Source organism: Streptomyces sp. 1-11 (genome assembly GCF_007176755.1).
Classification (GTDB): domain Bacteria; phylum Actinomycetota; class Actinomycetes; order Streptomycetales; family Streptomycetaceae; genus Streptomyces.
The window spans coordinates 242,150-268,666 of record NZ_BJTV01000011.1 but is presented as its reverse complement, the minus strand read 5'-3'; the positions used below and the strand labels follow the sequence as shown (position 1 = coordinate 268,666).

Sequence of the window (26,517 nt, the reverse complement as noted above, 5' to 3'; positions counted from 1 at the left end):
GACAGGGCATGACGATCAAGGACACCCCCGAGGAGTGGGAGATCCGGGCGACGGAGACCCCCTTCGCGGGCAACAAGACCTCCGTGCGCACGGACGAGGTCGTCATGCCCGACGGCTCCGTGGTCCGCCGCGACTACCAGGTGCACCCCGGCTCGGTCGCCGTCCTCGCCCTGGACGAGGAGGACCGGGTGCTGCTCATCAACCAGTACCGGCACCCGGTGCGCCACAAGCTGTGGGAGATCCCCGCCGGTCTGCTCGACGTGCCCGGCGAGAACCCGCTGCACGCCGCCCAGCGCGAGCTGTACGAGGAGGCGCACGTCAAGGCCGAGGACTGGCGGGTGCTGACCGACGTGTACACCACCCCCGGCGGCTGCGACGAGGCCGTGCGGATCTTCCTCGCCCGCGACCTCTCCGAGGCCGAGGGCGAGCGGTTCGAGGCGGAGCACGAGGAGACCGACATGGAGCACGCGCGCGTGCCGGTCGGCGACCTGGTGCGCCGGGTGCTCGCCGGCGACGTGCACAACAACTGCCTCGTGGTGGGTGTGCTCTCCCTGGTCGCCGCCCGCGGCGGGGACGGCCTGGACGCCCTCCGCCCGGCCGACGCGCCCTGGCCCGCGCGTCCCTTCGAGTCCTGAGCCCCGGGCCCCGGCAGGGGCCCTGACGGCCGTCGCGGACCCCGCCGCCCCCGCTCCGGGCCGACGCCCGCCGGGGGTCCGTCCCACCCGTCCGCGTATTGGTGTGACGATCGCCTGATCCGATCGGGGGACGTGCCCGCCGCGCTCCCACCGGAACGTCGCAGAGCGTGAACTAGGCTCTGGAAATGCCTGTTCCGGGAGGACCCGGCGGGCTTGCGCGTGCGGTGGGACGGGAGTGTGGCCCGTGACGGACCAGGCGGTGGACACAGGCGGCGCGCGGCTGCCCGCGCACCCGGCCGCGGACGACCATTTCCTGGGCCGTACACGGGAGTTGAAGGGACTGCGCGCCGACATCGAGCGGGCCGGCCTGGACACCCTCTCCGGCCGCAAGGCGCCCCGCGCGCGCGTGCTCCTCATCGCGGGCCGCCCCGGCTCCGGCCGCACCTCCCTGGCCCGGGAACTCGCCCGGCAGGTCGCCGAGCGTTACCCCGACGGGGTGCTGCGGGCCCGCCTCAGCGAACCCGACGGCACCCCCGTACCGGTGGCGCGCACCGCCCGCGAACTGCTCGCCGCGCTCGACGTGCCGGCCCCCGCCGGGGCCGCCGAGGAAGAGCTGACCGAGGTGCTCCGCGCGGCCCTCTCCGGCCGGCGGGTGCTGCTCCTGCTGGACGACGCGGCCGGCGCCGAGCAGGTCGACGCCCTGCTGCCGGACGCCCCCGACTGCCTGGCCGTCGCCGTCGCCGGCGGCCCGCTCACCGGCATCGCCGACGTCCGCCCCTGCACCCTGGGCGGCCTCGACACCAAGTCGGCGGTGGAACTCCTCACCCGCTACGCCGGCTCGGTCCGCATCACCGTGGACCCGCGCTCCGCCGAGAGCCTGGCCGAGGCCTGCCTCGGCCAGCCGGCCGCGCTCACCCTGGCCGGCGGCTGGCTCGCCTCCCGGCCCCAGGCGGCCGTCTCCGACCTCGCCAAGCGGCTGCACGCCGACGCCGGCGACGGAGCCGAGGCCACCCCGCTCGCCCGGGTCTTCCGGCTCGTCCACGACCAGCTCTCCGGCCAGGCAGCCCGGATACTGCGCCTGCTGTGCCTGGCCCCGGCGGGCCTGGCCGACCCGCACACCGCCTCCGCCCTGGCCGGCTGCTCGGTGGGCACGGCCGGCGCCGCGCTGGAGGAGTTCGCCGCGCTCGGCCTGGTGCGCGCGGTGGACTCCCCGCTGCCCGAGTACGAGGTCCCCGGCTGTCTGCACCCGCTGCTGCGCGCCCGCGCCGAGAGCCAGGAACGCCCGGGCGAGCTGCAGCTCGCCCGGGCCCGGATGCTGGAGCGCAACGTACGGCTGCTGCAGTCCTGCCGGGTGATCACCGAGACGGACAGCCCGCAGGCCCGGGAGAAGCTGCGCGAGATGCCACAGGCGCTGCGCTTCCCCAGCCCCCGGGCCGCCGCCGAGTGGCTGAGCGCGCGAAGGCCCGCCCTGCTGGCCGCCACCCGCGTGGCCGTCGCCGACGGCGAGCTGGACACCCTGGCCCGCCGGCTGATGTCCCAGCTGGTCAGGGCCATGGCGGCGCACTTCGGCGCGCAGGCGGCGGCGCCCGACCTGTACGAGGTGCACGGCCTCGTCCTCGACGTCGCCGAGCGGCGCGGCCTGCACCGGGAGCGGGCCGCGGCCCTGCTGAACCTCGGCGACGTGGACGCGCAGACCGGCCGCACCGCCGCCGCGCTGGCCCGGTACCGGGCCGCGCTGGACGCCGGACGCGAGGCGAACGACCCGTACGCCACCGGCCGCGCGATGGAATCCGTAGGCGGCGCCCACCAGGAGCTGGGGGACTACGACCGGGCCGCCGACTGGTTCGGCCGGGCGCTGGCCGAGCGGCTGGCCAGGGGCGAGCGCGCGGAGGCCGCCCGGCTGTACGGCCGCACGGCCACCGCCCACACCTACGCGGGCCGCTACGGCGAGGCGCTCAGGAATTGGCGCGCGGCCGCCGCCGGGTACCGCAAGGAGGGCGATGTGGCCGCCCACGCGCGGGCGTTGAGCGAGGTGGCCCGGGTGCAGGAGTACGCGGGGCGGCCGGAGGAGTCGCTGCAGACCTGCCGGGAGGCGGTGGACTGGGCCCGGCGTGCCCAGGACGCCCGGCTGCAGGCCGCGCTGGAGCTCAGACTGGCCGACACCCTGGACCGGCTCGGTGACCCCGCCGCCGCCCACCTGCACCGGGCCGCGGCCGAGCGCATGCTGGGTAAGGAGGCACAGGAGGACGACGTCTCGTCGAAATACGGCGATGACGCCTGCGAAATCCGTAGTGCCGCGAGCGAAGATTGATGCAATGAAAGGCTAGACAGCAGGAACGCCTTCATTAAACTGGCTCTGCCGCTCGTTCTCCTGCGGTGTCTCCCGGTATGCCCCTGCATGTCTGGGTACGTCTTGCATTGCACCCCCATACCCTCTGAGCCAAGGACCGTGATCGACGTGAAGGTCGGCATCCCCCGCGAGGTCAAGAACAACGAGTTCCGGGTGGCCATCACCCCCGCCGGTGTGCACGAGCTGGTGCGCAACGGCCACCAGGTCGTCGTCGAGCGGGGCGCCGGTCTCGGCTCCTCGATCACGGACGAGGAGTACGTCTCCGCGGGCGCCTCGATCCTCGGCAGCGCCGACGAGGTGTGGGCCGCCGCCGATCTGCTGCTCAAGGTCAAGGAGCCGGTCGCCGAGGAGTACCACCGCCTCCGCAAGGACCAGATCCTCTTCACCTACCTGCACCTGGCCGCCTCCAAGGAGTGCACGGACGCGCTCATCGAGTCCGGCACCACGGCCATCGCCTACGAGACCGTCGAGCTGCCGAACCGCGCGCTGCCGCTGCTCGCCCCGATGTCCGAGGTCGCGGGCCGGCTGGCCCCGCAGGTCGGCGCCTACCACCTGATGCGCCCGGCCGGCGGCCGCGGTGTGCTGCCGGGCGGCGTGCCGGGCGTGACCCCGGCCAAGGCCGTCGTCATCGGCGGTGGCGTCTCCGGCTGGAACGCCACCCAGGTCGCCGTCGGCATGGGCTTCGACGTGACCCTGCTCGACCGCGACATCAACAAGCTGCGCGAGGCCGACAAGGTCTTCGGCACCAAGGTCAAGGCCATCATGTCCAACTCCTTCGAGCTGGAGAAGGCCGTCCTGGACGCCGACCTCGTCATCGGCGCGGTGCTCATCCCGGGCGCCAAGGCCCCGAAGCTCGTCACCAACGAGCTGGTGTCGCGCATGAAGCCCGGAAGTGTCCTTGTCGACATCGCGATCGACCAGGGCGGCTGCTTCGAGGACTCCCGTCCCACCACGCACGCCGAGCCGACCTTCCGCGTCCACAACTCGGTCTTCTACTGCGTCGCCAACATGCCCGGCGCGGTGCCGAACACCTCCACCAACGCCCTCACCAACGCCACGCTGCCGTACATCGTCTCGCTCGCCAACAACGGCTGGGTGGAGGCGCTGCGCCGTGACGCCGCGCTCGCCAAGGGTCTCAACACCCACGACGGCAAGGTGGTTTACAAGGAGGTCGCCGAGGCGCACGGCCTGGAGCACGTGGAGCTGGAGTCCCTGCTCGGCTGACCCACGCGGCCTGGCGTGTCGCCAAGTCGCCAACGGACGAAAGGCGATTCGTCAACACGCCCCGTCAACACCGAACGCCCGGCCGGACCTTGCCCGACAAGGTCCGGCCGGATGTGTGTATGGTCACTTTGCCGCTTGCGGTCAACTCGCCTCGAACGTAACCCTTCGACCGATTCGCACACCGGTGAAACCTGCCGTGCGACGCCCGTACGCCCTTGACAGAGGGATGTTTCATTGCCGACACATCCTGCCGGGTCCGGCGGATTGTGTTGCTGCGGACCGCCGACACGCCATAGAGTCGCCAACCGTCGGCATGGTGCCACGCTGACCTTGTCTAGAAGTTTCCTGGTCACCAAGGAGGTAAGACGACTTGTGAATGAGTCGACATTTACTCCCGGGGGTGGTCAACCAGGAATGCCGGTACGGGGCCAGGCCGGTTCCGCGGGATTCGAGGCTGTCGGCTCCGTAGCTGTGCGCACCTTCGCAGCCCATCAGACTCCGGGTCCGCAGACGGTCCGGACAGCACACCAGAGCATGGATGGCCATCACGTGAACGCCATGGCCGGCGACGGAAGTGGCGCGCCCCACAACCAACTCGCCGACTACGACGACCTGCCCGAGGGGCACTTCTACGACCCCGACGCCGAGTACGAGCCCGATCCCGAGTACGCGGCCACGCTCGCTCCCGACGCGGCCCGTCAGCGCCGTGAGCGCATCGGCCCGACCGGGCGCCCGCTGCCGTACTTCCCGATCCCGGGCCCGCTGACCGACCACGGCCCCGCGAAGATCATCGCGATGTGCAACCAGAAGGGCGGCGTCGGCAAGACCACGTCGACCATCAACCTGGGTGCCGCGCTCGCGGAGTACGGCCGGCGCGTGCTGCTCGTGGACTTCGACCCGCAGGGCGCGCTGTCGGTGGGTCTCGGCGTCAACCCCATGGAGCTCGACCTCACCGTCTACAACCTGCTCATGGAGCGGGGCATGTCGGCGGACGAGGTCCTGCTGAAGACGGCGGTCCCCAACATGGACCTGCTGCCCTCCAACATCGACCTGTCCGCCGCCGAGGTGCAGCTGGTCTCGGAGGTCGCGCGCGAGTCGACCCTGCAGCGGGCGCTCAAGCCGCTGATGGACGACTACGACTACATCGTGATCGACTGCCAGCCCTCGCTGGGCCTGCTCACGGTCAACGCGCTGACGGCCGCCCACAAGGTGATCGTGCCGCTGGAGTGCGAGTTCTTCGCGCTGCGCGGTGTGGCCCTGCTGACCGAGACCATCGAGAAGGTCCAGGAGCGGCTCAACCCCGACCTGGAGCTCGACGGCATCCTCGCCACGATGTACGACTCGCGCACCGTGCATAGCCGTGAGGTGCTGGCGCGCGTGGTCGAGGCGTTCGACGACCACGTGTACCACACGGTCATCGGCCGCACGGTCCGCTTCCCGGAGACCACGGTCGCCGGCGAGCCGATCACCACGTACGCCTCCAACTCCGTCGGCGCCGCCGCCTACCGCCAGCTCGCCAGGGAGGTGCTCGCCCGGTGTCACGCCGAGTGAGTCTGCCCGGGGCCGACGAACTGTTCCGAACGACAGGGGGGACGGCGCTCCAGCCGTCCACGCCCCGGCGCGGTGCCAACGGCGAGGCCCGGGTGCCGGCTCCCGCGGGGGAGAGCGACGAGGCGGCCGCGGAGGACGCCCCGGCGTCGGTGCCCGTCCGGGGCGGCGACGGGGAGGGCGCGGAGCACGTCGCGGCCGACGCGGAGCCGGCCGAGGCCGGGGAGTCCCGCACCCGGCCCTCCCGGCGCCAGCCGCCGCCGGAGGGTTCGGCCGCGGCTGCCGCTGCCGCCGCGGCCGCCCAGCCGCGCAAGCGCGGCCGGGCGGCGAACCGGCGGCCCAGCGGCCGGGAGCGGCACGACGAGAAGATCACCGTGTACGTCTCCGCCGAGGAACTGATGGACCTCGAACACGCGCGGCTGGTCCTCAGGGGCGAACACGGCCTCGCCGTGGACCGCGGCCGCATCGTCCGCGAGGCGGTCGCGGTGGTCCTGGCCGACCTGGAGTCCCGCGGGGACGCGAGCATCCTGGTACGGCGGCTGCGGGGTCGGTAGTCGGCCACGCGGGCGCCAGACGATAGCCTGCGACGGCCATGACCCCGAACGACGCCCCCGCCTCCGGCCCCGGTGCCGGCCGCAGGCGTGCGCTGGGCCGTGGACCCGGCACCCCCCGCCCCCAGCCCCCCGGGACCCCCGCGGAGCCGCACGACGCGCCCCCGCCGGCTGCCGCCCCCCGGGCGCGGACCGAGCCGGGCCCGCCGGCCGCGGACGGGGCCGCCCCGCCCGAGCCGCAGGCGCCGGCCGGCGCCGAGCCCGGCCCACGAGCGGCCGCCCGGCACGAGGCCCGGCCGCCCACGACCGCCGAACCCGGGCCGGCGACGCGCGCCGACGCCTCGGCCCCCGCCCTGGAACCGACGACCGAGCCCGCACCCGAGCCGCCGGCACGGGCCGCTGTCGAGGCACCGGCCGAGACCGGGACGGTCACGGGAGACGCGCCGGAGCCGATCGCCGGGGCCGGACCGTCGGCTGAGGCCGGTGCCGGTGCCGGTGCAGGGGCCGGTGACGTCTCCGAGGCCGCTGCCGGCGGTGTCTTCAAGGTGCGCCTCGCCAACTTCGAGGGGCCGTTCGACCTGCTGCTCCAGCTCATCTCCAAGCACAAGCTGGACGTCACCGAGGTCGCGCTGTCCAAGGTCACCGACGAGTTCATGGCGCACATCCGGGCCATGGGCCCCGACTGGGACCTCGACCAGACCACCGAGTTCCTCGTCGTCGCCGCCACCCTGCTCGACCTCAAGGCGGCGCGGCTGCTGCCCGCCGCCCAGGTCGAGGACGAGGCCGACCTCGCGCTGCTGGAGGCCCGGGACCTGCTGTTCGCACGGCTGCTGCAGTACCGCGCGTACAAGCAGATCGCCGACATCTTCAACGGGCGCCTGGACGAGGAGGCCCGCCGCCACCCCCGCACCGTCGGTCTGGAACCCCAGTACGCCGAGCTGCTGCCCGAGGTCGTCATCAGCATCGGACCCGAGGGGTTCGCCAGGCTGGCCGTCAAGGCGATGCAGCCGAAGGCCAAGCCGCAGGTCTACGTCGACCACATCCACGCCCCGCTGGTCAGCGTGCAGGAGCAGGCGGGGATCGTGGTGGCGCGGCTCAGGGAACTGGGCGAGGCCAGCTTCCGGGCGCTGGTCGAGGACACCGACGACACCCTGACCGTCGTGGCCCGCTTCCTGGCGCTGCTGGAGCTGTACCGGGAGAAGGCCGTCGCCCTGGAGCAGGAGGCCGCCCTGGGGGAGCTGCTGGTGCGCTGGACCGGCGGGGACTCGGACGCGGCGCCGATGGTCACCGACGAGTTCGACCGGCCGCCCGACGAGCCCGAGGAGAAGAAGGCGTGAGCGAGACCACCGGGGCGCCCGCGGACCACCCAGCGGCGCCCGCCGACCGCCCAGAGGCATCCGCCACGGTCACCGGCCCGCCCGCCGGGACCGCCGAAGCGCCCGCCGGGGCCGTCGATGCGCCCGCCGGGGCCGAAGAAGCGCCCGCCGGCCTGCCCGTCGCACCGGGCACGGTCGCCGGGCTCGACCTCAAGCCCGCCCTCGAAGCGGTCCTGATGGTCGTGGACGAGCCCGCGACCGAGGAGCACCTGGCCCGCATCCTCGAGCGGCCCAGGCGACGGATCGCGGACGCGCTGCGCGAGCTGGCCGACGACTACACCGTGCAGGGCCGCGGCTTCGAGCTGCGGTTCGTCGCCGGCGGCTGGCGCTTCTACACGCGCGCCGAGTACGCCCCCGCCGTCGAGCGGCTGGTCCTGGACGGCCAGACGGCCCGCCTCACCCAGGCCGCGCTGGAGACCCTCGCGGTCGTCGCCTACCGCCAGCCGGTCAGCCGCAGCCGCGTCTCCGCGGTACGCGGAGTGAACTGCGACGGCGTCATGCGCACCCTCCTGCAGCGCGGTCTGGTCGAGGAGGCGGGCACGGAACCCGAAACAGGTGCGATCCTGTACAGGACGACGAACTACTTCCTGGAGCGGATGGGCCTGCGCGGCCTGGACGAGCTTCCGGAGCTCGCGCCCTTCCTCCCGGAGGCGGAGGCGATCGAGGCCGAGACCCAGGAGGGAGTCCCGTCGTTCGACCCGGACGCGCCCGACGCGCCCGGCGGTCAGGACGCAGACGACTAAGACGGAAACCTTGATGCGAAGCAGCGGCAGCGGCAAGAGCGGCGGGCGCGGTAACTACCGCGGTGCCGGCAACGACAGGGACCAGAAGCAGGGGCAGGGCCGTCCCCGCAAGCCCCGCCCCGAGGAGCGCCGCTACGACGTGGGCCCCGGCGCCTCCCAGGACGGCCCCAAGTCCGGGCGCGGCGGTGCCGCCCGTGGCGGCGCCAAGGGCGGCCCGAAGAGGCCCCAGCAGGGCGGCCGCAGCGCCCCCGCGCGGTCGCGCGAGTACGAGACGCGGGTGGAGGAGCGCAATCGGGAGCGGTACGCGGGCAAGAAGGACGTCAAGCTGCCCAAGACCTTCCCCGGAGCCGAGCAGGAGGGCGAGCGGCTGCAGAAGGTGCTCGCGCGCGCGGGCTACGGCTCCCGCCGTGCCTGCGAGGAGCTGATCGAGCAGGCCCGGGTCGAGATCAACGGCGAGATCGTGCTGGAGCAGGGCCGCCGGGTGGACCCCGAGAAGGACGAGGTCAAGGTCGACGGCCTCACCGTCGCCACGCAGTCCTACCAGTTCTTCTCGCTGAACAAGCCCGCCGGCGTCGTGTCCACCATGGAGGACCCGGAGGGCCGCCAGTGCCTCGGTGACTACGTCACCAACCGCGAGACCCGGCTCTTCCACGTCGGCCGGCTCGACACCGAGACCGAGGGCGTCATCCTGCTCACCAACCACGGCGAGCTGGCGCACCGGCTGACCCACCCGAAGTACGGCGTGAAGAAGACGTACCTCGCCGCCATCGTCGGGCCCATCCCGCGCGACCTGGGCAAGCGCCTGAAGGACGGCATCCAGCTCGAGGACGGCTACGCGCGCGCGGACCACTTCCGGGTGGTCGAGCAGACCGGCAAGAACTACCTGGTCGAGGTGACCCTGCACGAGGGCCGCAAGCACATCGTGCGCCGCATGCTCGCCGAGGCCGGCTTCCCGGTCGAGAAGCTGGTGCGCACCTCCTTCGGCCCGATCACCCTGGGCGACCAGAAGTCGGGCTGGCTGCGCCGCCTGTCCAACACCGAGGTCGGCATGCTGATGAAGGAGGTCGACCTCTAAAGAGGTTGTGCTCCCGGACACCCCCTTTTATAGTCGCAGTGACTATAAAAGGGGGTGTCCGTGCTGCAGGGCTACGACAAGCACGCCTACGAGCCTTTCGCCGTCACCGTCGACCTCGCCGTCCTGACCGTCCGCGAGGGCGCCCTGCACGTGCTGCTGGTCCAGCGCGGGCAGGAGCCGTACGCCGGTCACTGGGCGCTGCCCGGCGGCTTCCTGCTGCCGGACGAGTCGGCGGAGACCGCGGCCCGGCGCGAACTCGCCGAGGAGACCGGCCTGGTGGACGTCTCCGGGCTGGACCTGGAACAGCTGCGCACCTACAGCGAGCCGGACCGCGACCCCCGGATGCGGGTCGTCTCCGTGGCGTTCACCGCGCTGCTGCCCGAACCTCCCGAACCCCGCGGCGGCGGCGACGCGGCCCAGGCCCGCTGGCTGCCGTACCGCTCGGCGGGGCCGCTCGCCTTCGACCACGACCGCATCCTCGCCGACGCCCACGAACGCGTCGGCGACCGGCTGGAGAACACCCGCGCCGCCACCGCCTTCTGCCCGCCCGAGTTCACCCTCGGCGAGCTGCAGCAGGTCTACGAGACGGTGTGGGGTACCGCCCTCGACCGGCCCAACTTCCGCCGCAAGGTGCTCGCCACCCCCGGCTTCGTGGAACCCGTCCCCGGCGCCGCCCGGCTCACCGGGGGCCGCGGCAAGCCCGCCGCCCTCTACCGCGCCGGCCCCGCCACCGTCCTGCACCCGCCCCTGCTCCGGCCGTCCCCGGAAGGAAGCCCCGCATGACCACCACCCGACCGGGCAAACGCGCCGCCACCGGCTCCCTCCTCGGCCTCGCCCTCGGGGACGCCCTCGGCTTCCCGACCGAGTTCGACGACGTGCCCTCGATCCTCGCCGAGTGCGGCTCCTGGCGGGAGATGGAACTGGCGCGGCACGCCCTCGTCTCCGACGACACCCAGATGACCCTCGCCGTCGGCCGCGCGCTCCGGACGGCCCTGGAGCGCGGGGACCTCGCGCCGCTTCGGCTGGAGCGGCCGCTGCGCGAGGAGTTCGTGGACTGGTACCAGTCGCCGGACAACAACCGCGCGCCGGGCAACACCTGCCTGACCGCCTGCGCGCTGCTCAAGGAGGAGGGCCGCGCCTGGCAGGACGCCGGCCAGGCCGGTTCCAAGGGCTGCGGCGCCAACATGCGCGTCGCCCCGGTCGGCCTCGTCCCCGGCCTCACCGGCGAACAGCGCGCCGGCGCCGCCCAGTTGCAGTCCGCGCTCACCCACGGGCACCCCACCGCCCTGGCTGCCTCCGACCTGACCGCCCACGCCGTGCACCTGCTCGCCAGCGGCACCGACCCGGCCGGACTCGTCGGACGGCTCCGCAGCTACGCCTACGACAACCGCACCCGCTACCACCACACCTGGCTCGGCGACCTGTGGACCCGCTCCCAGGACCGCACCCCCGAACACTTCATCGCGCGCGGCTGGGACGAGTGCCTGGACGTGCTCGGCCGGCTCCAGGAGGCGGTGCGCACCGTCTCCCCGGAGACCGACCCCTGCCTGGCCACCGGTGCGGGCTGGATCGCCGAGGAGGCCCTCGCCACCGGGCTGCTGTGCTTCCTGCTCTTCCCGGACCGGCCCGTCACCGCGCTGCGCAGGGCCGCCTGCTCCTCGGGCGACTCGGACTCGATCGCCTGCCTCACCGGGGCCTTCGCGGGCGCCTGGCTGGGCGCGGACGCCTGGCCCGCCGACTGGGCCGGCCGGATCGAGTACCGCGGCGATCTTTTGGCACTGGGAGCGCTCTGGGACGCTTAGGCCCATGATCGACGACCTCGACATGGACCTGACGCCCGTGATCGCCGAACAGCCCCACCCCCTGCTGTTCGCGACCGTCTCGGGAGCCCACCTCTACGGGTTCCCCTCCGAGGACTCCGACCTGGACCTGCGCGGCGCCCACCTGCTGCCCGCGGCGGACCTGGTCGGGCTGCGCGAGCCGGAGGAGACGCGGTCGCGGACATGGGTGCGGTTCGGCACCGAGATGGACCTCGTCACCCACGACGTGCGCAAGTTCGCCCGGCTGATGCTCCGGCGCAACGGCTATGTGCTGGAGCAGCTCCTGTCGCCCCTGGTGGCGCACACCTGCGAGGCGCACCGGGAGCTGGCCGCGCTCGCGCCGGGCGTCCTCACCGGCCACCACGCCCACCACTACCGCGGGTTCGCGGTGACCCAGTGGCGGCTGTTCGACAAGACCGGCGAACTCAAGCCGCTGCTCTACACGTTCCGGGTACTGCTCACCGGCATCCACCTGATGCGCAGCGGCGAGGTGCAGGCCCACCTGCCCACCCTGCTGGAGCAGGTGGACGCGCCCGCCTACCTGCCCGAGCTGATCGCGGCCAAGGCCGAGCGCGAGCACGGGACCGCCGACGTCGATCACGCGCGCGTGGAGGCCGACGTGGAGCGGCTGCACGCGGTGCTCGACGAGGCGCAGGCCGCCTCAGCCCTGCCCGACGCGCCCAGCGCGCACGACGCCCTGCACGACTTCGTCGTACGCGTCCGCCTGGCGGGCTGAGGCGCGGCGCGCCCGGAACAGGAAGCCGGCCACGCGCGCGCGGTCCGGTTCCGGCGGCAGCGGGGTGCCGCGCAGGGCCAGCTCGGTCTCCGCCGCCAGCCGGGCCATGCGCGCCTCGACCTCCGGCCAGGAGACCTCGCCCCGCTTCACCGCCAGCAGCGGCTCCCGCTCGTCGCCGGCGTCGATCCGCAGCTCCCCGGTGCGCAGCAGGTCCCGGGCGCTGGTCAGCAGGCGCAGCAGGTGCATGGCGTGCTTCCAGCGCGGGGCGCCCGTGGTGCGGATGTCGGCGTCGAGCTTCCTGCGCTGGCCCAGGGCGTAGCCGGTGAAGGTGTCGTACACCCGCCGGGACAGGAAGGCGCCGCGCAGGGCGAGCAGTTCGCGGCCGGTGTCGTCCACGTGTTCCACCAGCGGGGAGTGCAGGCACTCCAAGATGTTCGGGTTGCCGCGCAGGGCCAGCTCGCAGAACCGCTCCAGCTCCCAGGAGAAGCGTTCCTCGCCCGGCCCCTCCACGTGCGCCGGCGGCTTGTCGAACCGCCAGAACAGGGGAGTGGGAGCGAGGAAGACACCCCGCCGGTCGGTGTCGCTGGCCTCGGTGGCCAGGCCGAAGGCCCGCGAACCCATGACGCAGGCGTAGATCGTGTGGTCGCGTACCAGGTCCGCGGGCTGCATCCCCGCAGCGTACGCGGGCCGCTCACGTCAGGCGGATCGAATTTCCCTCCACCTTGATGGTCTCGGCGGGCAGCGGCCGGGTCGCCGGGCCGTTCGCCACCGAGCCGTCGGTGATGCGGAACCTGCTGCCGTGGCAGGGGCAGTCGATGGTGCCGTCGGCCACCGCGCTCACCGTGCAGCCCTCGTGCGTGCAGATCGCCGAGAAGGCCTTGAAGTCGCCCTTCGACGGCTGGGTGACCACGACCTTCTGCTCCTTGAAGACTTTGCCGCCGCCCTCCGGGATGTCGCTCGTGCTCGCCAGCGCCCGGCCGCTGGGCGACGGGGAGGAGCCCGCCGAGCCGCCGCCGCCCCCGCAGCCGGTGGCGAGCGCCGCCGCGCCCGTCGCGAGAACCGTGCGCCGCGTCGTGCTGTAGGTCATGTCGTCACTCCGAACATCGGATGGAGGAAAAGCAACGATTTGCGACATCTTCGCACCAGAGGCGTCCCCGTCGGGGGAGGAGACGGGAGGGCGGACCCGCCCGTCACCGGGTCGGCCCCGCGTCTCAGCGGCCGGGCGCCGCGCGCCCGGCGGCCGGGCCCTGACTAGGCTGGAGGCCCAGCAACGAAGACGCACGTCAGCGAGGAGCAGCGCCGTGGCGGTACGAGCGGTCCGGGGGGCCGTCCAACTGGAGCGGGACGAGGCCGGTCACATGGACGAGCAGGTCGGAGCGCTGCTCACCGCGGTCCTCGAGCGCAACCGGCTCACCGCCGACGACCTGATCAGCATCTGGTTCACGGCCACCCCCGACCTGCACAGCGACTTCCCGGCCGCCGCCGCCCGCAAGCTCGGGATCGTCGACGTCCCCCTGATCTGCGCCCAGGAACTGGACGTCGAGGGCGCCATGCCCCGGGTCGTCCGCGTGCTCGCGCACATAGAGTCGGACCTGCCCCGCGCCCGGATCGCCCACGTCTACCTCGGCGCCGCCGCCGCCCTGCGCAAGGACATCGCCCAGTGAGAACCGCACTCGTCATCGGCACCGGGCTCATCGGCACCTCCGCCGCGCTCGCCCTGACCCAGCGGGGCGTCGTCGTCCACCTCGCCGACCACGACCCCGAGCAGGCCCGCACGGCGGCCGCGCTGGGCGCGGGCACCGACGAGGCCCCGGACGGCCCCGTCGACCTCGCCGTCGTGGCCGCACCGCCCGCACACGTGGCCGGCGTCCTCGCGGACGCCATGACCCGCGGCGCCGCCCGCGGCTACGTCGACGTGGCCAGCGTCAAGGGCGGCCCGCGCCGCGAGCTGGAGGAGCGGGGCCTGGACCTGTCCGCCTACATCGGCACCCACCCCATGTCCGGCCGGGAGAAGTCCGGCCCGCTGGCGGCCACCGCCGACCTCTTCGAGGGCCGCCCCTGGGTGCTCACCCCGACCCGGGACACCGACACCGAGGTCCTCAACCTCGCCCTGGAGCTGGTCTCGCACTGCCGCGCGGTGCCGGTCGTCATGGACGCCGACGCCCACGACCGGGCCGTCGCCCTCGTCTCCCACATGCCCCACCTGGTCTCCAGCCTGGTCGCGGCCCGCCTGCAGCACGCCGAGGAGGCCGCCGTGCGGCTGTGCGGGCAGGGCATCCGGGACGTCACCCGGATCGCCGCGTCCGACCCCCGGATGTGGATCGACATCCTCTCCGCCAACCCCGGCCCGGTCGCCGACCTGCTCACCGACGTCTCCGCCGACCTGGAGGAGACCGTCCGGGCCCTGCGCGCCCTGCAGTCCTCCGACGAGGACAAGCGCCGCGAGGGCGGCACGGGCATCGAGGACGTGCTGCGCCGCGGCAACGCGGGCCAGGTGCGGGTACCCGGCAAGCACGGCAGCGCGCCGCGCCGGTACGAGACCGTCGTCGTCCTCATCGACGACCAGCCCGGCCAGCTCGCCCGCATCTTCGCGGACGCGGGCCGGGCCGGGGTCAACGTCGAGGACGTCCGGATCGAGCACGCGACGGGGCAGCAGGCCGGTCTCGTCCAGCTCATGGTCGAGCCCCAGGCGGCGCCGATGCTGAAGGAGGCGCTGCGGGAGCGGGGCTGGGCGCTGCGGCAGTAGGCGGGCGGGCGTCCGACGGGGTCACCCGAACCCAGTAACCTTGTGCGGGGCGCTCTCGCGCTCCGGCCCCCCGCCCCCGCACCGCACCAGGAAGGTGTCCCCCGTGGAAAACGGCGCCCCGACCGCCAAGCCCGTCGTCGTCGCGATCGACGGCCCCTCCGGCACGGGCAAGTCGAGCACGTCGAAGGCCGTGGCCGCCAAGCTCGGCCTGAGCTACCTCGACACCGGCGCCCAGTACCGGGCCATCACCTGGTGGATGGTGACCAACGGCATCGACCTGGAGGACCCGACCGCCATCGCCGCCGTCGCGGGCAAGCCGGAGATCGTCTCCGGCACCGACCCGTCCGCCCCGGCCATCACGGTCGACGGCGTCGACGTCGCCGCCCCGATCCGCACGCAGGAGGTCACCTCCAAGGTCAGCGCGGTCAGCGCGGTTCCCGAGGTGCGCACCCGGATCACCGAGCTGCAGCGCTCGCTGGCGGCCGGCGCCGAGCACGGCATCGTGGTCGAGGGCCGGGACATCGGCACCACCGTGCTGCCGGACGCGGACCTGAAGATCTTCCTCACCGCCTCCCCGGAGGCCCGCGCGGCCCGCCGCAGCGGCGAGCTGAAGGGCGCCGACGTCCACGCCACCCGCGAGGCCCTGATCAAGCGGGACGCGGCCGACTCCAGCCGCAAGACCTCCCCGCTCGCCAAGGCGGACGACGCGGTCGAGGTGGACACCACCGAGCTCACCCTCACCCAGGTCATCGAGTGCGTCGTCACCCTGGTCGAGGAGAAGCGGGCCGGGAAGTGAGCCTTCCGTCGGAGCGGGGCGCCGAGGTCGGGCGGCGCATCGGCGTCGGCCTGATGCACGGGCTGTGGCGGCCGCGTGTGCTCGGCGCCTGGAAGCTGCCCGCGAGCGGTCCGGCGATCCTCGCCGTGAACCACTCGCACAACATCGACGGCCCGATGGTCATGGGCGTCTCGCCCCGGCCGACGCACTTCCTGATCAAGAAGGAGGCGTTCGTCGGCCCGCTGAACCCCTTCCTGACCGGCATCGGCCAGCTCAGGGTGGACCGCACCACCGCCGACCGCGCCGCCATCACCCAGGCCCTCGGCGTGCTGGAGGCCGGGGGAGTACTGGGCATCTTCCCGGAGGGCACCCGGGGCGAGGGCGACTTCGCCTCGCTGCGGGCCGGGCTGGCCTACTTCGCGGTACGCAGCGGTGCGCCGATCGTGCCCGTGGCCGTCCTGGGAAGTTCCGGGCGGCCGGGCAGGTTGATAAAGCAACTGCCACCGCTGCGCTCCCGCGTCGACGTCGTCTTCGGCGACCCGTTCGACGCGGGCGACGGGTCCGGGCGGCGCACGCGCAGGGCGCTGGACGAGGCCACCGAGCGCATCCAGAAGCAGCTCACCAGCCACCTGGAAAACGCAAGGCGCCTCACCGGGCGCTGAGCGACACTTGAGTAGTGGATCAGCCCACCAGGGCCGCTCCACCGATCACCACGATGAACGACGAGGTACGGACTTCATGAACGACCAGACCCAGCCCGGCGACTCGGCTGAGCACGAGTACGACCACGGGGCTCTCGGCGACGCCGAGTACGCGGAGTTCATGGAGCTCGCCGCGGAAGAGGGCTTCGACATCGAGGACGTCGAGGGCGCCATCGAGGCGGCGGGCCACGGCCCGCTGCCCGTGCTCGCCGTCGTCGGCCGTCCCAATGTCGGCAAGTCGACCCTGGTGAACCGGATCATCGGCCGCCGCGAGGCCGTGGTCGAGGACAAGCCCGGCGTCACCCGCGACCGCGTGACCTACGAGGCCGAGTGGGCGGGGCGCCGCTTCAAGGTCGTCGACACCGGCGGCTGGGAGCAGGACGTCCTCGGCATCGACGCCTCCGTGGCCGCGCAGGCCGAGTACGCGATCGAGGCCGCCGACGCGGTGGTCTTCGTCGTGGACGCCAAGGTCGGCGCCACCGACACCGACGAGGCGGTCGTACGGCTGCTGCGCAAGGCCGGCAAGCCCGTCGTGCTGGCCGCCAACAAGGTCGACGGCCCGAGCGGCGAGGCCGACGCCACCTACCTCTGGTCCCTGGGCCTCGGTGAGCCGCACCCCGTCTCGGCCCTGCACGGGCGCGGCACCGGCGACATGCTGGACGCCGTCCTGGAGGCGCTGCCCGAGGCGCCCGAGCAGACCTTCGGCGCCGCGGTCGGCGGCCCGCGCCGCATCGCCCTCATCGGCCGCCCGAACGTCGGCAAGTCCTCGCTGCTGAACAAGGTGGCGGGCGAGGAGCGCGTCGTCGTCAACGAGCTGGCCGGCACCACCCGCGACCCGGTCGACGAGCTCATCGAGCTGGGCGGGGTGACCTGGAAGTTCGTCGACACCGCGGGCATCCGCAAGCGGGTCCACCTCCAGCAGGGCGCCGACTACTACGCCTCGCTGCGCACCGCGGCCGCCGTCGAGAAGGCGGAGGTGGCCGTCATCCTGATCGACGCCTCCGAGAACATCTCGGTCCAGGACCAGCGCATCGTCACCATGGCGGTGGAGGCGGGCCGCGCCGTCGTCCTGGCCTTCAACAAGTGGGACACCCTGGACGAGGAGCGCCGCTACTACCTGGAGCGGGAGATCGAGACCGAGCTGGGCCAGGTCGCCTGGGCGCCCCGGGTCAACGTCTCGGCCCGCACCGGCCGGCACATGGAGAAGCTCGTCCCGGCGATCGAGACCGCCCTCGCCGGCTGGGAGACCCGGGTGCCCACCGGCCGGCTGAACGCCTTCCTCGGCGAGCTGGTCTCGGCCCACCCGCACCCCGTGCGGGGCGGCAAGCAGCCGCGCATCCTGTTCGGCACCCAGGCCGGCACCAAGCCGCCGCGGTTCGTCCTCTTCGCCTCGGGCTTCATCGAGGCGGGCTACCGGCGCTTCATCGAGCGCAGGCTGCGCGAGGAGTTCGGCTTCGAGGGCACCCCGCTGCACATCTCCGTGCGGGTGCGCGAGAAGCGCGGCAAGAAGAAGTGACCGGCCCCGCCGGGGCATGACGAAGGGCGGCTCTCCCGTGGGAACGGGGGCCGCCCTTCGTCATCGCCTCAGGCGCCGCGCCGCGGCGCGGGCGGCAGCCCCGCCGGGACGTGGTGCATCCCGGTGTCCTGCTGCCGCCCCAGCGTGCCGACCCGCTGCCACTGGGGCTGCTGCTGGCCGCCGCTCTGCCGGGCGCTGTACGCCCCCGCGCTGTAGGCGCTGTAGGAGGTCATGCGGTACGAGCCGGTGCTGTGCGGGGCGGTGCCGAAGGCGGTGAACCCCAGCTCCTCCTCGCCGCTGCGGTCACCCGGCAGCGTGCGGAAGGCCTTGACCCACTCCGCGTAGAGCGAGTCGTAGATCGGCGTGGCCGATGCGGCGACCGGACTCTCCCCCGACCGGGCGGACGGAACGGAGGCGAAGGCGGGCCGGCGGGGAGGAGAGGTGTCATATGCGTGCACGTATGTCCAAACGACCGGGATCCCGAAGGGATGCGGTCGTACAAGTCGGGTGCGCTGCCCGCCCGCGGGGACGCCTCTCAGGTGCCCGCGAGCGGCAGCGCGGCCGCCACCAGCTTGCCGCTCGCCGCGGCCCGGTCGAGGGAGCCGCGCAGCAGGTCCTCCCGGGGCTGCCGGCCGATGGAGCCCACCGGCGCCGCGAACATCAGCACCTGCTGGTGCTTGTTGGCGGCGGCCCGCCAGCTGTCCGTCACCTGCAGCGGCTGGTGCGCCTGCCACCAGGCGACCGGCTGACCGCCGCCCACGCCCGGCTGGAGCACCGCGTGCAGCTGGCCCATCGCCAGCAGGACCGACCAGCCGTGCAGCACCGGCGGGACCGATGTCAGCTCCATCACCGGCATGAAGCCCTGCTCGATGAGCAGCGGCAGGAAGTCGTCGCCGGAGCCGTAGGAGCCGGGGCGCACGACGGGCGCCGTCGGCTCGACGACGAGCGCGGGGTGCAACTCGCCCTCGATCAGGACCAGCCCGCTGGTCACACCGAGCACGGCCTGCTCCGGCACGGACCGCTGCGGCTCGCCGTCCACGGCCGGACGGCCCCCGATGGACCGGACGGCGCCCTGCAGCTGCTCCTCGGTGACCTGGACGACCTGCGAGGGCAGGCAGCCGGCGTGGGCGAAGGCGAGGACGGCCGTCTCGTCGCCGACGAACAGAACGGTGCTGGTGCGCTCCTGCTCGGAGTCGCCCGGGGTGCGGCAGGAGGTGCAGTCGTAACTGCCCGGGGCGTTGTCTCCGGCGAGCAGCCGGTCGGCTTCTTCGTCGCCGATCTCGGCGCGTACTGCGTCACTGACGTCGAGCATGCGCGGCACGGTGGCTCCCTCGGGATGCGGTGCAGGGTCGGCCGGGTGGCTCCCGGCCGATGAGCCCCGGGGTTCCGGGCTCATGAAGAAGACAACGGGCGTCCTGTGGTGGGGGTCACGCCCCCGGGACAACGGAATCGAACCATCCACCGCACAGGGTCACTGCTGGTGCGGAATCGGACACTCACCGTCAAGTGCGTGTCACGTCAAGGAACTTGAACGGGTGAAGTGGGTCACAGGTCAGCCGGGTGGGTGGCCGAAAAATCATGACATCAATGCATGAATGGGCTGGCCGAAAATCGCCGATACCCGGGGTAACCGCGAACTGGCCTGGAAAGACGGCGAGTTGGTTGAAATCGGCCGCCCGCTCTCTCTAGATTCCTCCGCCGTGTGCAACGAGCACCGCTCGGGTACGTCCGCCGGCCGGCCAGGCAGAGCACGATCGCCGCACCGGCCGCGGCGGACGGGGCGGGCGCGAGGAACCGCGGTCCTGCGCGGTGAGGCGCGCTCCGCCCGGGGGAGCCCGGGTTCGTGGAGAGGGAATCACATGTCCGAGTGTGCCGATACCACCCGCAACACCGCCCGTCCCGAAGGTGCCCGCAAGGGCCGTGCGACGGCCGCCCTGGCCGGAGCCGCGCTGCTGGCCCCCCTGGGACTCCTGGCCGCCACCGGCAACGCGGCCGCGGCGGACAACGGGGTGTGGGACCGCATCGCCCAGTGCGAGAGCGGCGGCAACTGGCACATCAACACCGGCAACGGCTACTACGGCGGGCTCCAGTTCTCCGCCGGCACCTGGCGCGCGTACGGCGGCGCCGCCTACGCCCCGACGGCCGACCAGGCCTCCCGGGGCGCGCAGATCTCCGTCGCCACCAAGGTCCAGCAGGCCCAGGGCTGGGGCGCCTGGCCGGTCTGCTCGGGCCGGGCCGGCGCCTCCGGGACCGCCCCCGCGGCCGCACCGGCCGCCGGCACCGCGAGCGGCGCGACGACGAAGTCCGCGCCCGCGCCGAAACCCGAGGGCACGGCGGCCCGCACCGAAGGCCACGCGGCCCGCGGCGGCTACACCGTCCGCGAGGGCGACACCCTGAGCGCCATCGCCGCCCGGCACGGCACCAGCTGGCAGCGGGTCTACGCCGCCAACCGCAACGTCATCGGCGACGACCCGAACATGATCGTGCCCGGCCGGCGCCTGGCGCTCTGAGCCGCCCGCGCACGCACAGCCGCTGTCCCGTCGAGGACAGCGGCTGTCCGCGTCGTCCGGCAGACTCTGCCTCATGTTGGAGACCTCGGCACGACTGCTGCGCCTGCTCTCGCTGCTCCAGGCCCACCGCGAGTGGTCCGGCGCCGAACTCGCCGACCGGCTCGGCGTCACCCCGCGCACGGTCCGCCGGGACGTCGACCGGCTGCGCGAGCTGGGCTACCCGGTCAACGCCAGCCCCGGCACCGGCGGCGGCTACCAGCTCGGCGCGGGCGCCGAACTGCCCCCGCTGCTGCTGGACGACGACGAGGCCGTCGCCGTGGCCGTCGGCCTGCGCACCGTCGCCGGACAGGGCATCGAGGGCATCGGCGAGACCTCCGTGCGCGCCCTCGCCAAGCTGGAGCAGGTGCTGCCCAGCCGGCTGCGCCGCCGGGTGGGCGCGCTCAACGCCTTCACCGTGCCGATGCTGCGCGGCGGCCCGCCGGCCTCCCCGGTCGACCCGGCGCTGCTCACCGAGATCGCCCATCTGTGCCGGGACGCCGAGCGGCTGCGCTTCGAGTACCGCACGCACGACGGCGCCGCCGGCCGCCGCACCGTGGAACCGCACCGGCTGGTGTGCACCGAGCGCCGCTGGTACCTGGTCGCCTGGGACGTGGACCGGTCGGACTGGCGGACCTTCCGCGTCGACCGCATCACCCCGAGGCCGCCGTACGGCCCCCGCTTCACCCCACGCGAACCGCCCGCCGGCGACCTGGCCGCCTATGTGTCCGAGGGCGTCTCCACGCGCGCGTACGCCGAGCGGTCCGCGGTCCGGCTGCTGGTGCCGCTGCACGAGGCCGCCGAGCGGATCTCGCCGTCCGCCGGGACGCTGGAGGCCGACGGCCCCGACGCCTGCGTCCTGCGCAGCGGCGCGCCGAGCCTGGACGTGATGGTGATTCACATCATGATGACCGGCTTCCCGTTCGAGGTCCTGGAGCCCGCCGAGCTGACCGATTCGGTCAGGAGGGTCCGCGACCGGCTCGACGGTGCCTTGGCCCGGTCGGCGCCGACGCACGCCGGTGAGGCGCCGAATCACTGAAATTCCCGGTGGCCTCGGCCCGCCCGGCGCCGCTACGGATTCGGCGCGGAAACGCGCCGCGGACCCGGCCCGACAGGGGCGGCGGCGCTTTCCGCCGGCCAATTCGGCGGGGTGCTGCGACACGCGGAAATTGTGTTCGAATACCCCGGCGAACGAGTCGGAAACCCCCGATCGTGTGAAGGAGTTCGAGAAAATCCGGCGCCCGGAACCTGTGACAGAAGCGTGACAGGAGAGGGGCCGGAGCAGGCCGCCGCCGTGCCTTCCGTCGCCGCCCGATGCGGCCTAGCGTGGCCGCATGGCACCGATTCCCACTCCGCCAGCGGAGCCCCAGGACAGTCCGGACGGGTACGTCGGCCTCGAAGCGCCGAGCGCCGAGCGGCTCGCCCGGCAGCGCGGATGGTCGGCGGTACGGTCGCTGCCGCCGGGCGCGATCATCACCATGGAGTACCGGGTGGGCCGGCTCAACTTCGAGGTGCGGGACGGCCGGGTGACCCGTGCCTGGAAGGGCTGAGCACGCCGAAGGCCCCGCTCCCCTTCCGGGGGCGGGGCCTTCGCGGTGGCCGCTGGGGTCGCTCGTGCATACCGGACCCCCCGACCTGCCGGGCGTCAGCCGCCCGAGACGGGACGAGCCGGCTGGGAGGCGCCGCGCGGCAGCCGGTCGGCGTGCGGTGGGCGGCGGCTGCCCGCCGGGGTGACCGGGGTGCGCTCCGAGCGGGCCGCGTGCGGGCTCGGGGCCATGTGCACCGGCGCCCGGGGGCCGCGCACCGACGGCACCGGCTCGCGGGCCGGGCCGGACTGCTCGGCGGGCGCGGTCCGCGGCTTGAGCAGCACCGGGGTGACCGGCACGGCCGAGGGGGTTCCCCCCGCGGGAGCGGAAGCGGGAGCGGAAGCGGAAGCGGGAGCGGGGGTGGGTACGGTACGGCCGCGGCGGGCGCGCCAGCGGTCGCGCAGGTCGAAGATCGCGGTCTCGGACCGGGCGATCAGCGGCTCGCACCACGGCAGCGCGAGCAGGATCAGCAGGCCCGCGGCCCAGCCCAGCAGCACGTCGCTCAGCCAGTGCGTACCGAGGTAGACGGTGGCCATCCCGACGCCCAGCGAGGTCACGGCCGACACGGCGGACAGCCAGCGGCGCGCGGTCGGGGTGGAGGCCAGGTAGGCCAGGATTCCCCAGGTCACCACGGCGTTCGCGGTGTGGCCGCTGGGAAATATATCGCCGCCGAGACCCATCTCGTTCGAGCCGATCACGGTGGCGTAGTGCGGGCCGAGCCGGCCCATGCCGTACTTGGCGGCGCCGACCGTGATGTTGAGCAGCAGCAACGAGGCGCCGAGGGTCAGCAGCGGGCGGAGCGTGTGCTGCCGCCAGGAGCGCCAGCCCAGCCAGGCGGCGACCATCACGGCGGTGGGGCCGCGCTGGCCGAGCACCACGTAGTAGTCGACGAACCAGTGGATCTCCGACCACTGCTGGTACGGGCGGAAGAACATGACCAGCCAGTCGAGCCGGACCAGCCAGGAGGTGATCACCACGGCCCACACGATCGCCAGGTAGAAGGCGAGGGTCGCGGTGAACAGCACGACCCGGTGCCGGCTCATCCGCGGCACATCGATGTGGGCCGGCCGTTCCGGCTCACGGTCCAGCCTGGCGAACACCCGGTCCAGACGCCGGGTGAGGTTTGGTTCGGTACGCACCCGATCGACGTTACAGTGAGTGCGCTCTGTTCCCGGTCGAAACAGCGTCTTTGTGATGACGATGTGATGTGGGAAACCTCTCAGGAGCCGCCGAATTCCTGGGATTCCGCAATCCGCTGAGCCTGCTTCCTGCAATTCCTTTGATCATTTCGGGTGGCGGTTATATCCCGCTTATGAATTCGTTCACCGAATCATCGTGTCGAATTCAGGGCGCGCTCATCGGGCCGCCGGAGCCGGTCACGGCGGACCGGAGCCGTTCAGCCAGAACGCGCCGTACACCGCGGCCAGCACCGCCAGACCCGCCGTGACCAGCGCCGATCTGGCGGTCCGCGGCCGGGCCAGGGCGCGGGCGAGCGGGAACAGCAGCGGGAACGCCGGCATCAGCAGCCGCGGCTTCGACCCGAAGTAGCTCGAGGCGCACAGGGCGAGCGCGAGGACGACACCCGTGTACACCAGCAGCGGCAGGGGCTGGCGCTGCCGCACGCCGGTGGCGTACAGCGCGATCAGCAGCACCACCCCGGCGATCAGGCCGACTCCGGCGAGGGCCGACGGCAGTGACGTGAACTTGTCGGCGACGAAGCGGGCGAAGGCGTATCCGCCGTCGAACCCGTTGCGCCAGCCGGCCTGCACGTCCAGATAGCCGAGCGGCCCCTTTCCGGTGCGCCGGCCGACCCACAGCACATAGCCGGCCGCGCCCAGCGGGGCGAGGAGCAGTCCGAGTACGCGGCGCCAGGCGGGCGGGTGAGGGGCGCGGGGGGTGAGGGGCAGGGCGCGTGTCGCGTGGAGCGCGCCGTCCGGCGCGGACAGGGCGCGCGTCGGTTCGTGCGCGCCGTCGGTGCACGCGACGCGCCCGGCGCGCACATCGGCCGCCGGACCGTGAGCACCGTCGCCGCCGCCGGCGTCGCGCGCGCCCCGCTCCCTCACGAACGTGAGCACGCCCGCCGCCCACACCGCCGCGACCACCGCGAGACCCACCGGCCGGGTCAGCCCCGCCAGCGCCGCCAGCACGCCCGCGCTCACCCACCGGCCGGTCAGCACGGCGTACAGCGACCAGGCCGCCAGCGCGGTGAACAGCGACTCGCTGTACGCCATCGACTGCACGATCCCGACCGGCAGCACCGCCCACAGCAGCACCGCGCAGACCCCCGCCCGGGGCCCGTACACCCGGTCCGCGACCGCGAAGATGCCGCCCGCCGCGGCCAGCGAGGCGAGCACGGAGACGACCAGGCCGGCGTCGGCGTACGACAGCGGCGTCACGGCGTGCAGCAGCCGCTCCAGCCAGGGCAGCAGTGGGAAGAACGCCAGATTGGAGTGGACGTCGCCGTTCGGCAGGCGCACCTCGTAGCCGTAGCCGAGCTCGGCGACCCGGGTGTACCAGAGGGAGTCCCAGCGCGCGCCCAGCAGCGTGAGCGCGCTGCTGCCGCGCGCGGCGCTCCACGCGGCCAGCACGAGCAGGCCGAGGATCCGGACGGCCGCGTACCCGAGGAGGGCCGGGGCCGCCCGGCGCGGGAGGGTGCCGCGGGCCGGGGCCACGCGCGTAGCTAGGTCGGTCACGGGCTCGATTATCGACCGGCTCCCGGACCGGTCCGTCCGCCGGGCCCCGCACGACGGCCCGCGAGGTGGCGTACGCCACACGGGTTGGGTCCCACGTGTGAGAGGTCCGCCACGTGTGCCCATCACGGACTCGCGTACGCTGACGAGTCACCCGCGTGGGTTCGCGCGGGCCGGAGACCCCGCTCCTCTCCGGCCGTACGACGGAGGTTCCCGCTCCGCCGGTCCGCCGCACGCGAGGGACCATCTGGGAGGTACGTACATGTCCGGCACGACCGCGGCCGCCGTTCGGCCGCGCCGTCGGGCGGCCGGGGCCGGTGCCAACCGCTGGGTCGTCCTGGTCGTCCTCTGCGTCAGCCTGCTGCTCGTCGCCCTCGACGCGACCGTCCTGCACGTGGCGGTCCCCGCCGTCACCGAGGACCTCAGGCCCGGCGCCGTGGAGCTGCTCTGGATCGTCGACGTCTACCCGCTGGTCTGCGCCTCGCTGCTGATCCTCTTCGGCACGCTCGGCGACCGCGTCGGGCGCAGACGTGTGCTGCTGCTCGGCTACACCCTGTTCGGCGTCGCGTCCGCCGTGGCCGCCTTCGCGCCCAGTGCCCAGACGCTGATCCTCGCCCGCGCGCTGCTGGGCGTCGGCGGCGCGATGATCATGCCCGCGACCCTCTCGATCCTCCGTCAGGTCTTCCCCGACCGGCGCGAGCGCGCGCTGGCGATCGGCGTGTGGAGCGCGGTCGCCGCCGTCGGCGCCGCCGTCGGGCCGCTGCTCGGCGGCTTCCTGCTGGAGCACTTCTGGTGGGGCTCGGTCTTCCTGGTCAACATCCCGCTGATGCTGGTCAGCCTGCCGGTCGGGCGCCTGCTGCTGCCCGAGTCCCGGGGCGAGCGCGACGGCCCCTGGGACGTCACCGGCGCCCTGATGGCGGCGGCCGGCCTGTTCGGCGTCGTCCTGGGCGTGAAGCGGCTCGGCGGCGGGGAGTCCGCCGCGAGCCCGTTCACCGTGGCCCCGCTGCTGCTGGGCGCGGCGCTGCTGTTCCTCTTCGTCCGCCGCCAGGGGCGCCGCCCGCACCCACTGGTCGACCTGCGGATGTTCCGGCGGCCGGCGTTCACCACCTCCGTGGGCTGCATCGTGCTGGCCATGCTCGCGCTGGTGGGCCTCGAGCTGATCGCGGCGCAGTACCTGCAGCTGGTGCTGGGCCTGTCGCCGCTGCGCACGGGCCTGCGGCTGCTGCCGCTGACCGTCGCGGCGATGGCGGCGGGCCTCGCGGGCGCCCGGCTGCTGCGCCGCTTCGGACCGCGCCGCATGGTCGCCGTCGGCTTCTGCCTCACCGCCGCCGCGGTCGTGACCCTGACCGCGATGGGCGGCGAGGACAACGCGGCGCTGCTCCTCGGCGGCTTCGTGCTGCTCGGCTTCGGTCTGGAGACCACCCTCTTCGGCGCCTACGAGTCGATGCTCAGCGAGGCCCCGGCCGAGCAGGCCGGCGGGGCCGCGGCGATCGGCGAGACCTCGTACCAGCTCGGCGCCGGGATCGGGATCGCGCTGCTCGGCAGCGTGATGAACAAGGCCTACGCGCCCGGCCTCGCCTCGGTGCCGGGCGTCCCCCCGGGCGCCGCCCGGGAGGCGGGCCACTCGCTCGGCGAGGCCTACGAGGTCGCCGGGCGCCTGGGCGGGTCCGCCGGGGAGTCCCTGCGCCTGGCCGCCCGGGACTCGTTCGTGCACGGGCTGCACGTCACCCTTCTGGTCAGCGCCGGCCTGCTGCTGCTCGGCGCGCTGATGGCGCTGCGGCTGCCGCGGGTCATGCACTGCGGCGAGAGCGCCGAGGGAGAGGTCCCGGCGGCGGGGGTGCCCGCCCCGCGGGAACCGCAGAAGCCGAAGGTGTCGGCCTGACCCCGCGCTCTGGACGT

At 73.6% G+C, this 26,517-nt stretch carries 26 protein-coding genes; 20 read left to right on the top strand and 6 right to left on the bottom strand.

The window, feature by feature from the left end; translation table 11 throughout:
• The first annotated feature begins 8 nt into the window (after positions 1–8).
• The 11 genes from TNCT1_RS24085 to TNCT1_RS24035 all read left to right on the top strand — a co-directional run bounded on the left by TNCT1_RS24085 (position 9) and on the right by TNCT1_RS24035 (position 12,058).
• Positions 9–635, top strand: coding sequence for an NUDIX hydrolase (locus TNCT1_RS24085; protein ID WP_143635628.1), 627 nt, complete (start codon positions 9–11; stop codon positions 633–635).
• A gap of 244 nt (positions 636–879) precedes the next feature.
• Positions 880–2,946: a tetratricopeptide repeat protein gene (locus TNCT1_RS24080; RefSeq protein WP_143635626.1), complete on the top strand. Its 2,067-nt coding sequence runs from the start codon at positions 880–882 to the stop codon at positions 2,944–2,946.
• 138 nt (positions 2,947–3,084) lie between these two features.
• Entirely contained in the window at positions 3,085–4,209 is a 1,125-nt protein-coding gene (ald, locus tag TNCT1_RS24075; protein ID WP_143635624.1) for an alanine dehydrogenase, read from the top strand.
• A gap of 414 nt (positions 4,210–4,623) precedes the next feature.
• A complete protein-coding gene (locus tag TNCT1_RS24070; protein ID WP_143635621.1) occupies positions 4,624–5,760 on the top strand; it encodes a ParA family protein in 1,137 nt (378 codons plus the stop codon).
• Complete coding sequence (locus TNCT1_RS24065) at positions 5,745–6,311, top strand: hypothetical protein (protein WP_174266426.1); 567 nt, start codon at positions 5,745–5,747, stop codon at positions 6,309–6,311. Before TNCT1_RS24070 ends, TNCT1_RS24065 begins: the two co-directional genes overlap by 16 nt.
• Positions 6,312–6,349: 38 nt before the next feature.
• On the top strand, positions 6,350–7,645 hold the full coding sequence (locus TNCT1_RS24060; RefSeq protein WP_143635619.1) for a ScpA family protein: 1,296 nt from the start codon (positions 6,350–6,352) through the stop codon (positions 7,643–7,645).
• 152 nt (positions 7,646–7,797) lie between these two features.
• Positions 7,798–8,427, top strand: a complete 630-nt coding sequence (gene scpB / locus TNCT1_RS24055; protein WP_143635699.1) for an SMC-Scp complex subunit ScpB — start codon at positions 7,798–7,800, stop codon at positions 8,425–8,427.
• A 13-nt stretch (positions 8,428–8,440) separates the two neighbouring features.
• On the top strand, positions 8,441–9,502 hold the full coding sequence (locus tag TNCT1_RS24050; protein ID WP_143635615.1) for a pseudouridine synthase: 1,062 nt from the start codon (positions 8,441–8,443) through the stop codon (positions 9,500–9,502).
• Between the two features lie 54 nt (positions 9,503–9,556).
• A complete protein-coding gene (locus TNCT1_RS24045; protein WP_143635613.1) occupies positions 9,557–10,285 on the top strand; it encodes an NUDIX domain-containing protein in 729 nt (242 codons plus the stop codon).
• Complete coding sequence (locus TNCT1_RS24040; RefSeq protein ID WP_143635611.1) at positions 10,282–11,304, top strand: ADP-ribosylglycohydrolase family protein; 1,023 nt, start codon at positions 10,282–10,284, stop codon at positions 11,302–11,304. The genes TNCT1_RS24045 and TNCT1_RS24040 overlap by 4 nt, the downstream gene beginning before the upstream one ends.
• Before the next feature lie 4 nt (positions 11,305–11,308).
• The gene (locus TNCT1_RS24035) at positions 11,309–12,058 is read left to right on the top strand and encodes a DNA polymerase beta superfamily protein (RefSeq protein WP_143635609.1); all 750 of its coding nucleotides are present in this window, start codon (positions 11,309–11,311) and stop codon (positions 12,056–12,058) included.
• Here the strand turns inward: TNCT1_RS24035 and TNCT1_RS24030 are convergent.
• Positions 11,984–12,727, bottom strand: coding sequence for a DNA polymerase beta superfamily protein (locus TNCT1_RS24030; protein WP_143635606.1), 744 nt, complete (start codon positions 12,725–12,727; stop codon positions 11,984–11,986). The two genes, TNCT1_RS24035 and TNCT1_RS24030, sit on opposite strands and share 75 nt — an antisense overlap.
• 22 nt (positions 12,728–12,749) lie before the next feature.
• Positions 12,750–13,145, bottom strand: a complete 396-nt coding sequence (locus tag TNCT1_RS24025) for a Rieske (2Fe-2S) protein (protein ID WP_143635603.1) — start codon at positions 13,143–13,145, stop codon at positions 12,750–12,752.
• A gap of 214 nt (positions 13,146–13,359) precedes the next feature.
• Between TNCT1_RS24025 and aroH the strand changes: the two genes are divergently transcribed.
• The 5 genes from aroH to der all read left to right on the top strand — a co-directional run bounded on the left by aroH (position 13,360) and on the right by der (position 17,796).
• A complete protein-coding gene (aroH, locus tag TNCT1_RS24020) occupies positions 13,360–13,722 on the top strand; it encodes a chorismate mutase (protein WP_143635601.1) in 363 nt (120 codons plus the stop codon).
• Complete coding sequence (locus TNCT1_RS24015) at positions 13,719–14,804, top strand: prephenate dehydrogenase (protein WP_143635599.1); 1,086 nt, start codon at positions 13,719–13,721, stop codon at positions 14,802–14,804. Before aroH ends, TNCT1_RS24015 begins: the two co-directional genes overlap by 4 nt.
• Before the next feature lie 103 nt (positions 14,805–14,907).
• Entirely contained in the window at positions 14,908–15,600 is a 693-nt protein-coding gene (cmk, locus tag TNCT1_RS24010; RefSeq protein WP_235902855.1) for a (d)CMP kinase, read from the top strand.
• Between the two features lie 53 nt (positions 15,601–15,653).
• Positions 15,654–16,241: a 1-acyl-sn-glycerol-3-phosphate acyltransferase gene (locus TNCT1_RS24005; protein ID WP_235902864.1), complete on the top strand. Its 588-nt coding sequence runs from the start codon at positions 15,654–15,656 to the stop codon at positions 16,239–16,241.
• Positions 16,242–16,317: 76 nt separating this feature from the next.
• Positions 16,318–17,796, top strand: a complete 1,479-nt coding sequence (gene der, locus TNCT1_RS24000) for a ribosome biogenesis GTPase Der (protein WP_143635591.1) — start codon at positions 16,318–16,320, stop codon at positions 17,794–17,796.
• Between the two features lie 68 nt (positions 17,797–17,864).
• On the opposite strand, the gene TNCT1_RS23995 is transcribed toward der, so the two are convergent.
• The gene (locus tag TNCT1_RS23995; RefSeq protein ID WP_143635588.1) at positions 17,865–18,254 is read right to left on the bottom strand and encodes a hypothetical protein; all 390 of its coding nucleotides are present in this window, start codon (positions 18,252–18,254) and stop codon (positions 17,865–17,867) included.
• A gap of 77 nt (positions 18,255–18,331) precedes the next feature.
• Positions 18,332–19,117: a hypothetical protein gene (locus TNCT1_RS23990; RefSeq protein WP_143635585.1), complete on the bottom strand. Its 786-nt coding sequence runs from the start codon at positions 19,115–19,117 to the stop codon at positions 18,332–18,334.
• 538 nt (positions 19,118–19,655) lie between these two features.
• Here TNCT1_RS23990 and TNCT1_RS23985 point away from each other — a divergent pair.
• The 3 genes from TNCT1_RS23985 (at position 19,656) to TNCT1_RS23975 (ending at position 21,892) form a co-directional block, all read left to right on the top strand.
• The gene (locus TNCT1_RS23985; protein WP_143635582.1) at positions 19,656–20,306 is read left to right on the top strand and encodes a transglycosylase family protein; all 651 of its coding nucleotides are present in this window, start codon (positions 19,656–19,658) and stop codon (positions 20,304–20,306) included.
• A 73-nt stretch (positions 20,307–20,379) separates the two neighbouring features.
• On the top strand, positions 20,380–21,381 hold the full coding sequence (locus TNCT1_RS23980) for a YafY family protein (RefSeq protein ID WP_143635580.1): 1,002 nt from the start codon (positions 20,380–20,382) through the stop codon (positions 21,379–21,381).
• Between the two features lie 295 nt (positions 21,382–21,676).
• Positions 21,677–21,892 carry an I78 family peptidase inhibitor gene (locus TNCT1_RS23975; RefSeq protein ID WP_143635578.1) on the top strand — a complete coding sequence of 72 codons (216 nt, stop codon included), beginning with the start codon at positions 21,677–21,679 and terminating at the stop codon, positions 21,890–21,892.
• A gap of 95 nt (positions 21,893–21,987) precedes the next feature.
• On the opposite strand, the gene TNCT1_RS23970 is transcribed toward TNCT1_RS23975, so the two are convergent.
• Together TNCT1_RS23970 and TNCT1_RS23965 are read right to left on the bottom strand one after the other, a co-directional pair.
• On the bottom strand, positions 21,988–23,067 hold the full coding sequence (locus TNCT1_RS23970; RefSeq protein WP_143635576.1) for a phosphatase PAP2 family protein: 1,080 nt from the start codon (positions 23,065–23,067) through the stop codon (positions 21,988–21,990).
• A gap of 237 nt (positions 23,068–23,304) precedes the next feature.
• A complete protein-coding gene (locus TNCT1_RS23965) occupies positions 23,305–24,621 on the bottom strand; it encodes a glycosyltransferase family 39 protein (RefSeq protein ID WP_143635574.1) in 1,317 nt (438 codons plus the stop codon).
• Positions 24,622–24,880: 259 nt separating this feature from the next.
• Here TNCT1_RS23965 and TNCT1_RS23955 point away from each other — a divergent pair, with 259 nt between their 5' ends.
• Positions 24,881–26,500: an MFS transporter gene (locus TNCT1_RS23955; RefSeq protein WP_143635572.1), complete on the top strand. Its 1,620-nt coding sequence runs from the start codon at positions 24,881–24,883 to the stop codon at positions 26,498–26,500.
• Positions 26,501–26,517: the final 17 nt, after the last annotated feature.

Coding starts and splice junctions, on each gene's coding strand:
- TNCT1_RS24070 (WP_143635621.1), top strand. CDS start 4,624: ATGCCGGTACGGGGCCAGGCCGGTTCCGCGGGATTCGAGGCTGTCGGC.
- TNCT1_RS23985 (WP_143635582.1), top strand. CDS start 19,656: ATGTCCGAGTGTGCCGATACCACCCGCAACACCGCCCGTCCCGAAGGT.
- TNCT1_RS24040 (WP_143635611.1), top strand. CDS start 10,282: ATGACCACCACCCGACCGGGCAAACGCGCCGCCACCGGCTCCCTCCTC.
- TNCT1_RS24025 (WP_143635603.1), bottom strand. CDS start 13,145: ATGACCTACAGCACGACGCGGCGCACGGTTCTCGCGACGGGCGCGGCG.
- TNCT1_RS24030 (WP_143635606.1), bottom strand. CDS start 12,727: ATGCAGCCCGCGGACCTGGTACGCGACCACACGATCTACGCCTGCGTC.
- TNCT1_RS24060 (WP_143635619.1), top strand. CDS start 6,350: ATGACCCCGAACGACGCCCCCGCCTCCGGCCCCGGTGCCGGCCGCAGG.
- TNCT1_RS24005 (WP_235902864.1), top strand. CDS start 15,654: ATGCACGGGCTGTGGCGGCCGCGTGTGCTCGGCGCCTGGAAGCTGCCC.
- TNCT1_RS24050 (WP_143635615.1), top strand. CDS start 8,441: ATGCGAAGCAGCGGCAGCGGCAAGAGCGGCGGGCGCGGTAACTACCGC.
- TNCT1_RS23955 (WP_143635572.1), top strand. CDS start 24,881: ATGTCCGGCACGACCGCGGCCGCCGTTCGGCCGCGCCGTCGGGCGGCC.
- der (WP_143635591.1), top strand. CDS start 16,318: ATGAACGACCAGACCCAGCCCGGCGACTCGGCTGAGCACGAGTACGAC.
- TNCT1_RS23980 (WP_143635580.1), top strand. CDS start 20,380: ATGTTGGAGACCTCGGCACGACTGCTGCGCCTGCTCTCGCTGCTCCAG.
- TNCT1_RS23975 (WP_143635578.1), top strand. CDS start 21,677: ATGGCACCGATTCCCACTCCGCCAGCGGAGCCCCAGGACAGTCCGGAC.
- TNCT1_RS24085 (WP_143635628.1), top strand. CDS start 9: ATGACGATCAAGGACACCCCCGAGGAGTGGGAGATCCGGGCGACGGAG.
- TNCT1_RS24035 (WP_143635609.1), top strand. CDS start 11,309: ATGATCGACGACCTCGACATGGACCTGACGCCCGTGATCGCCGAACAG.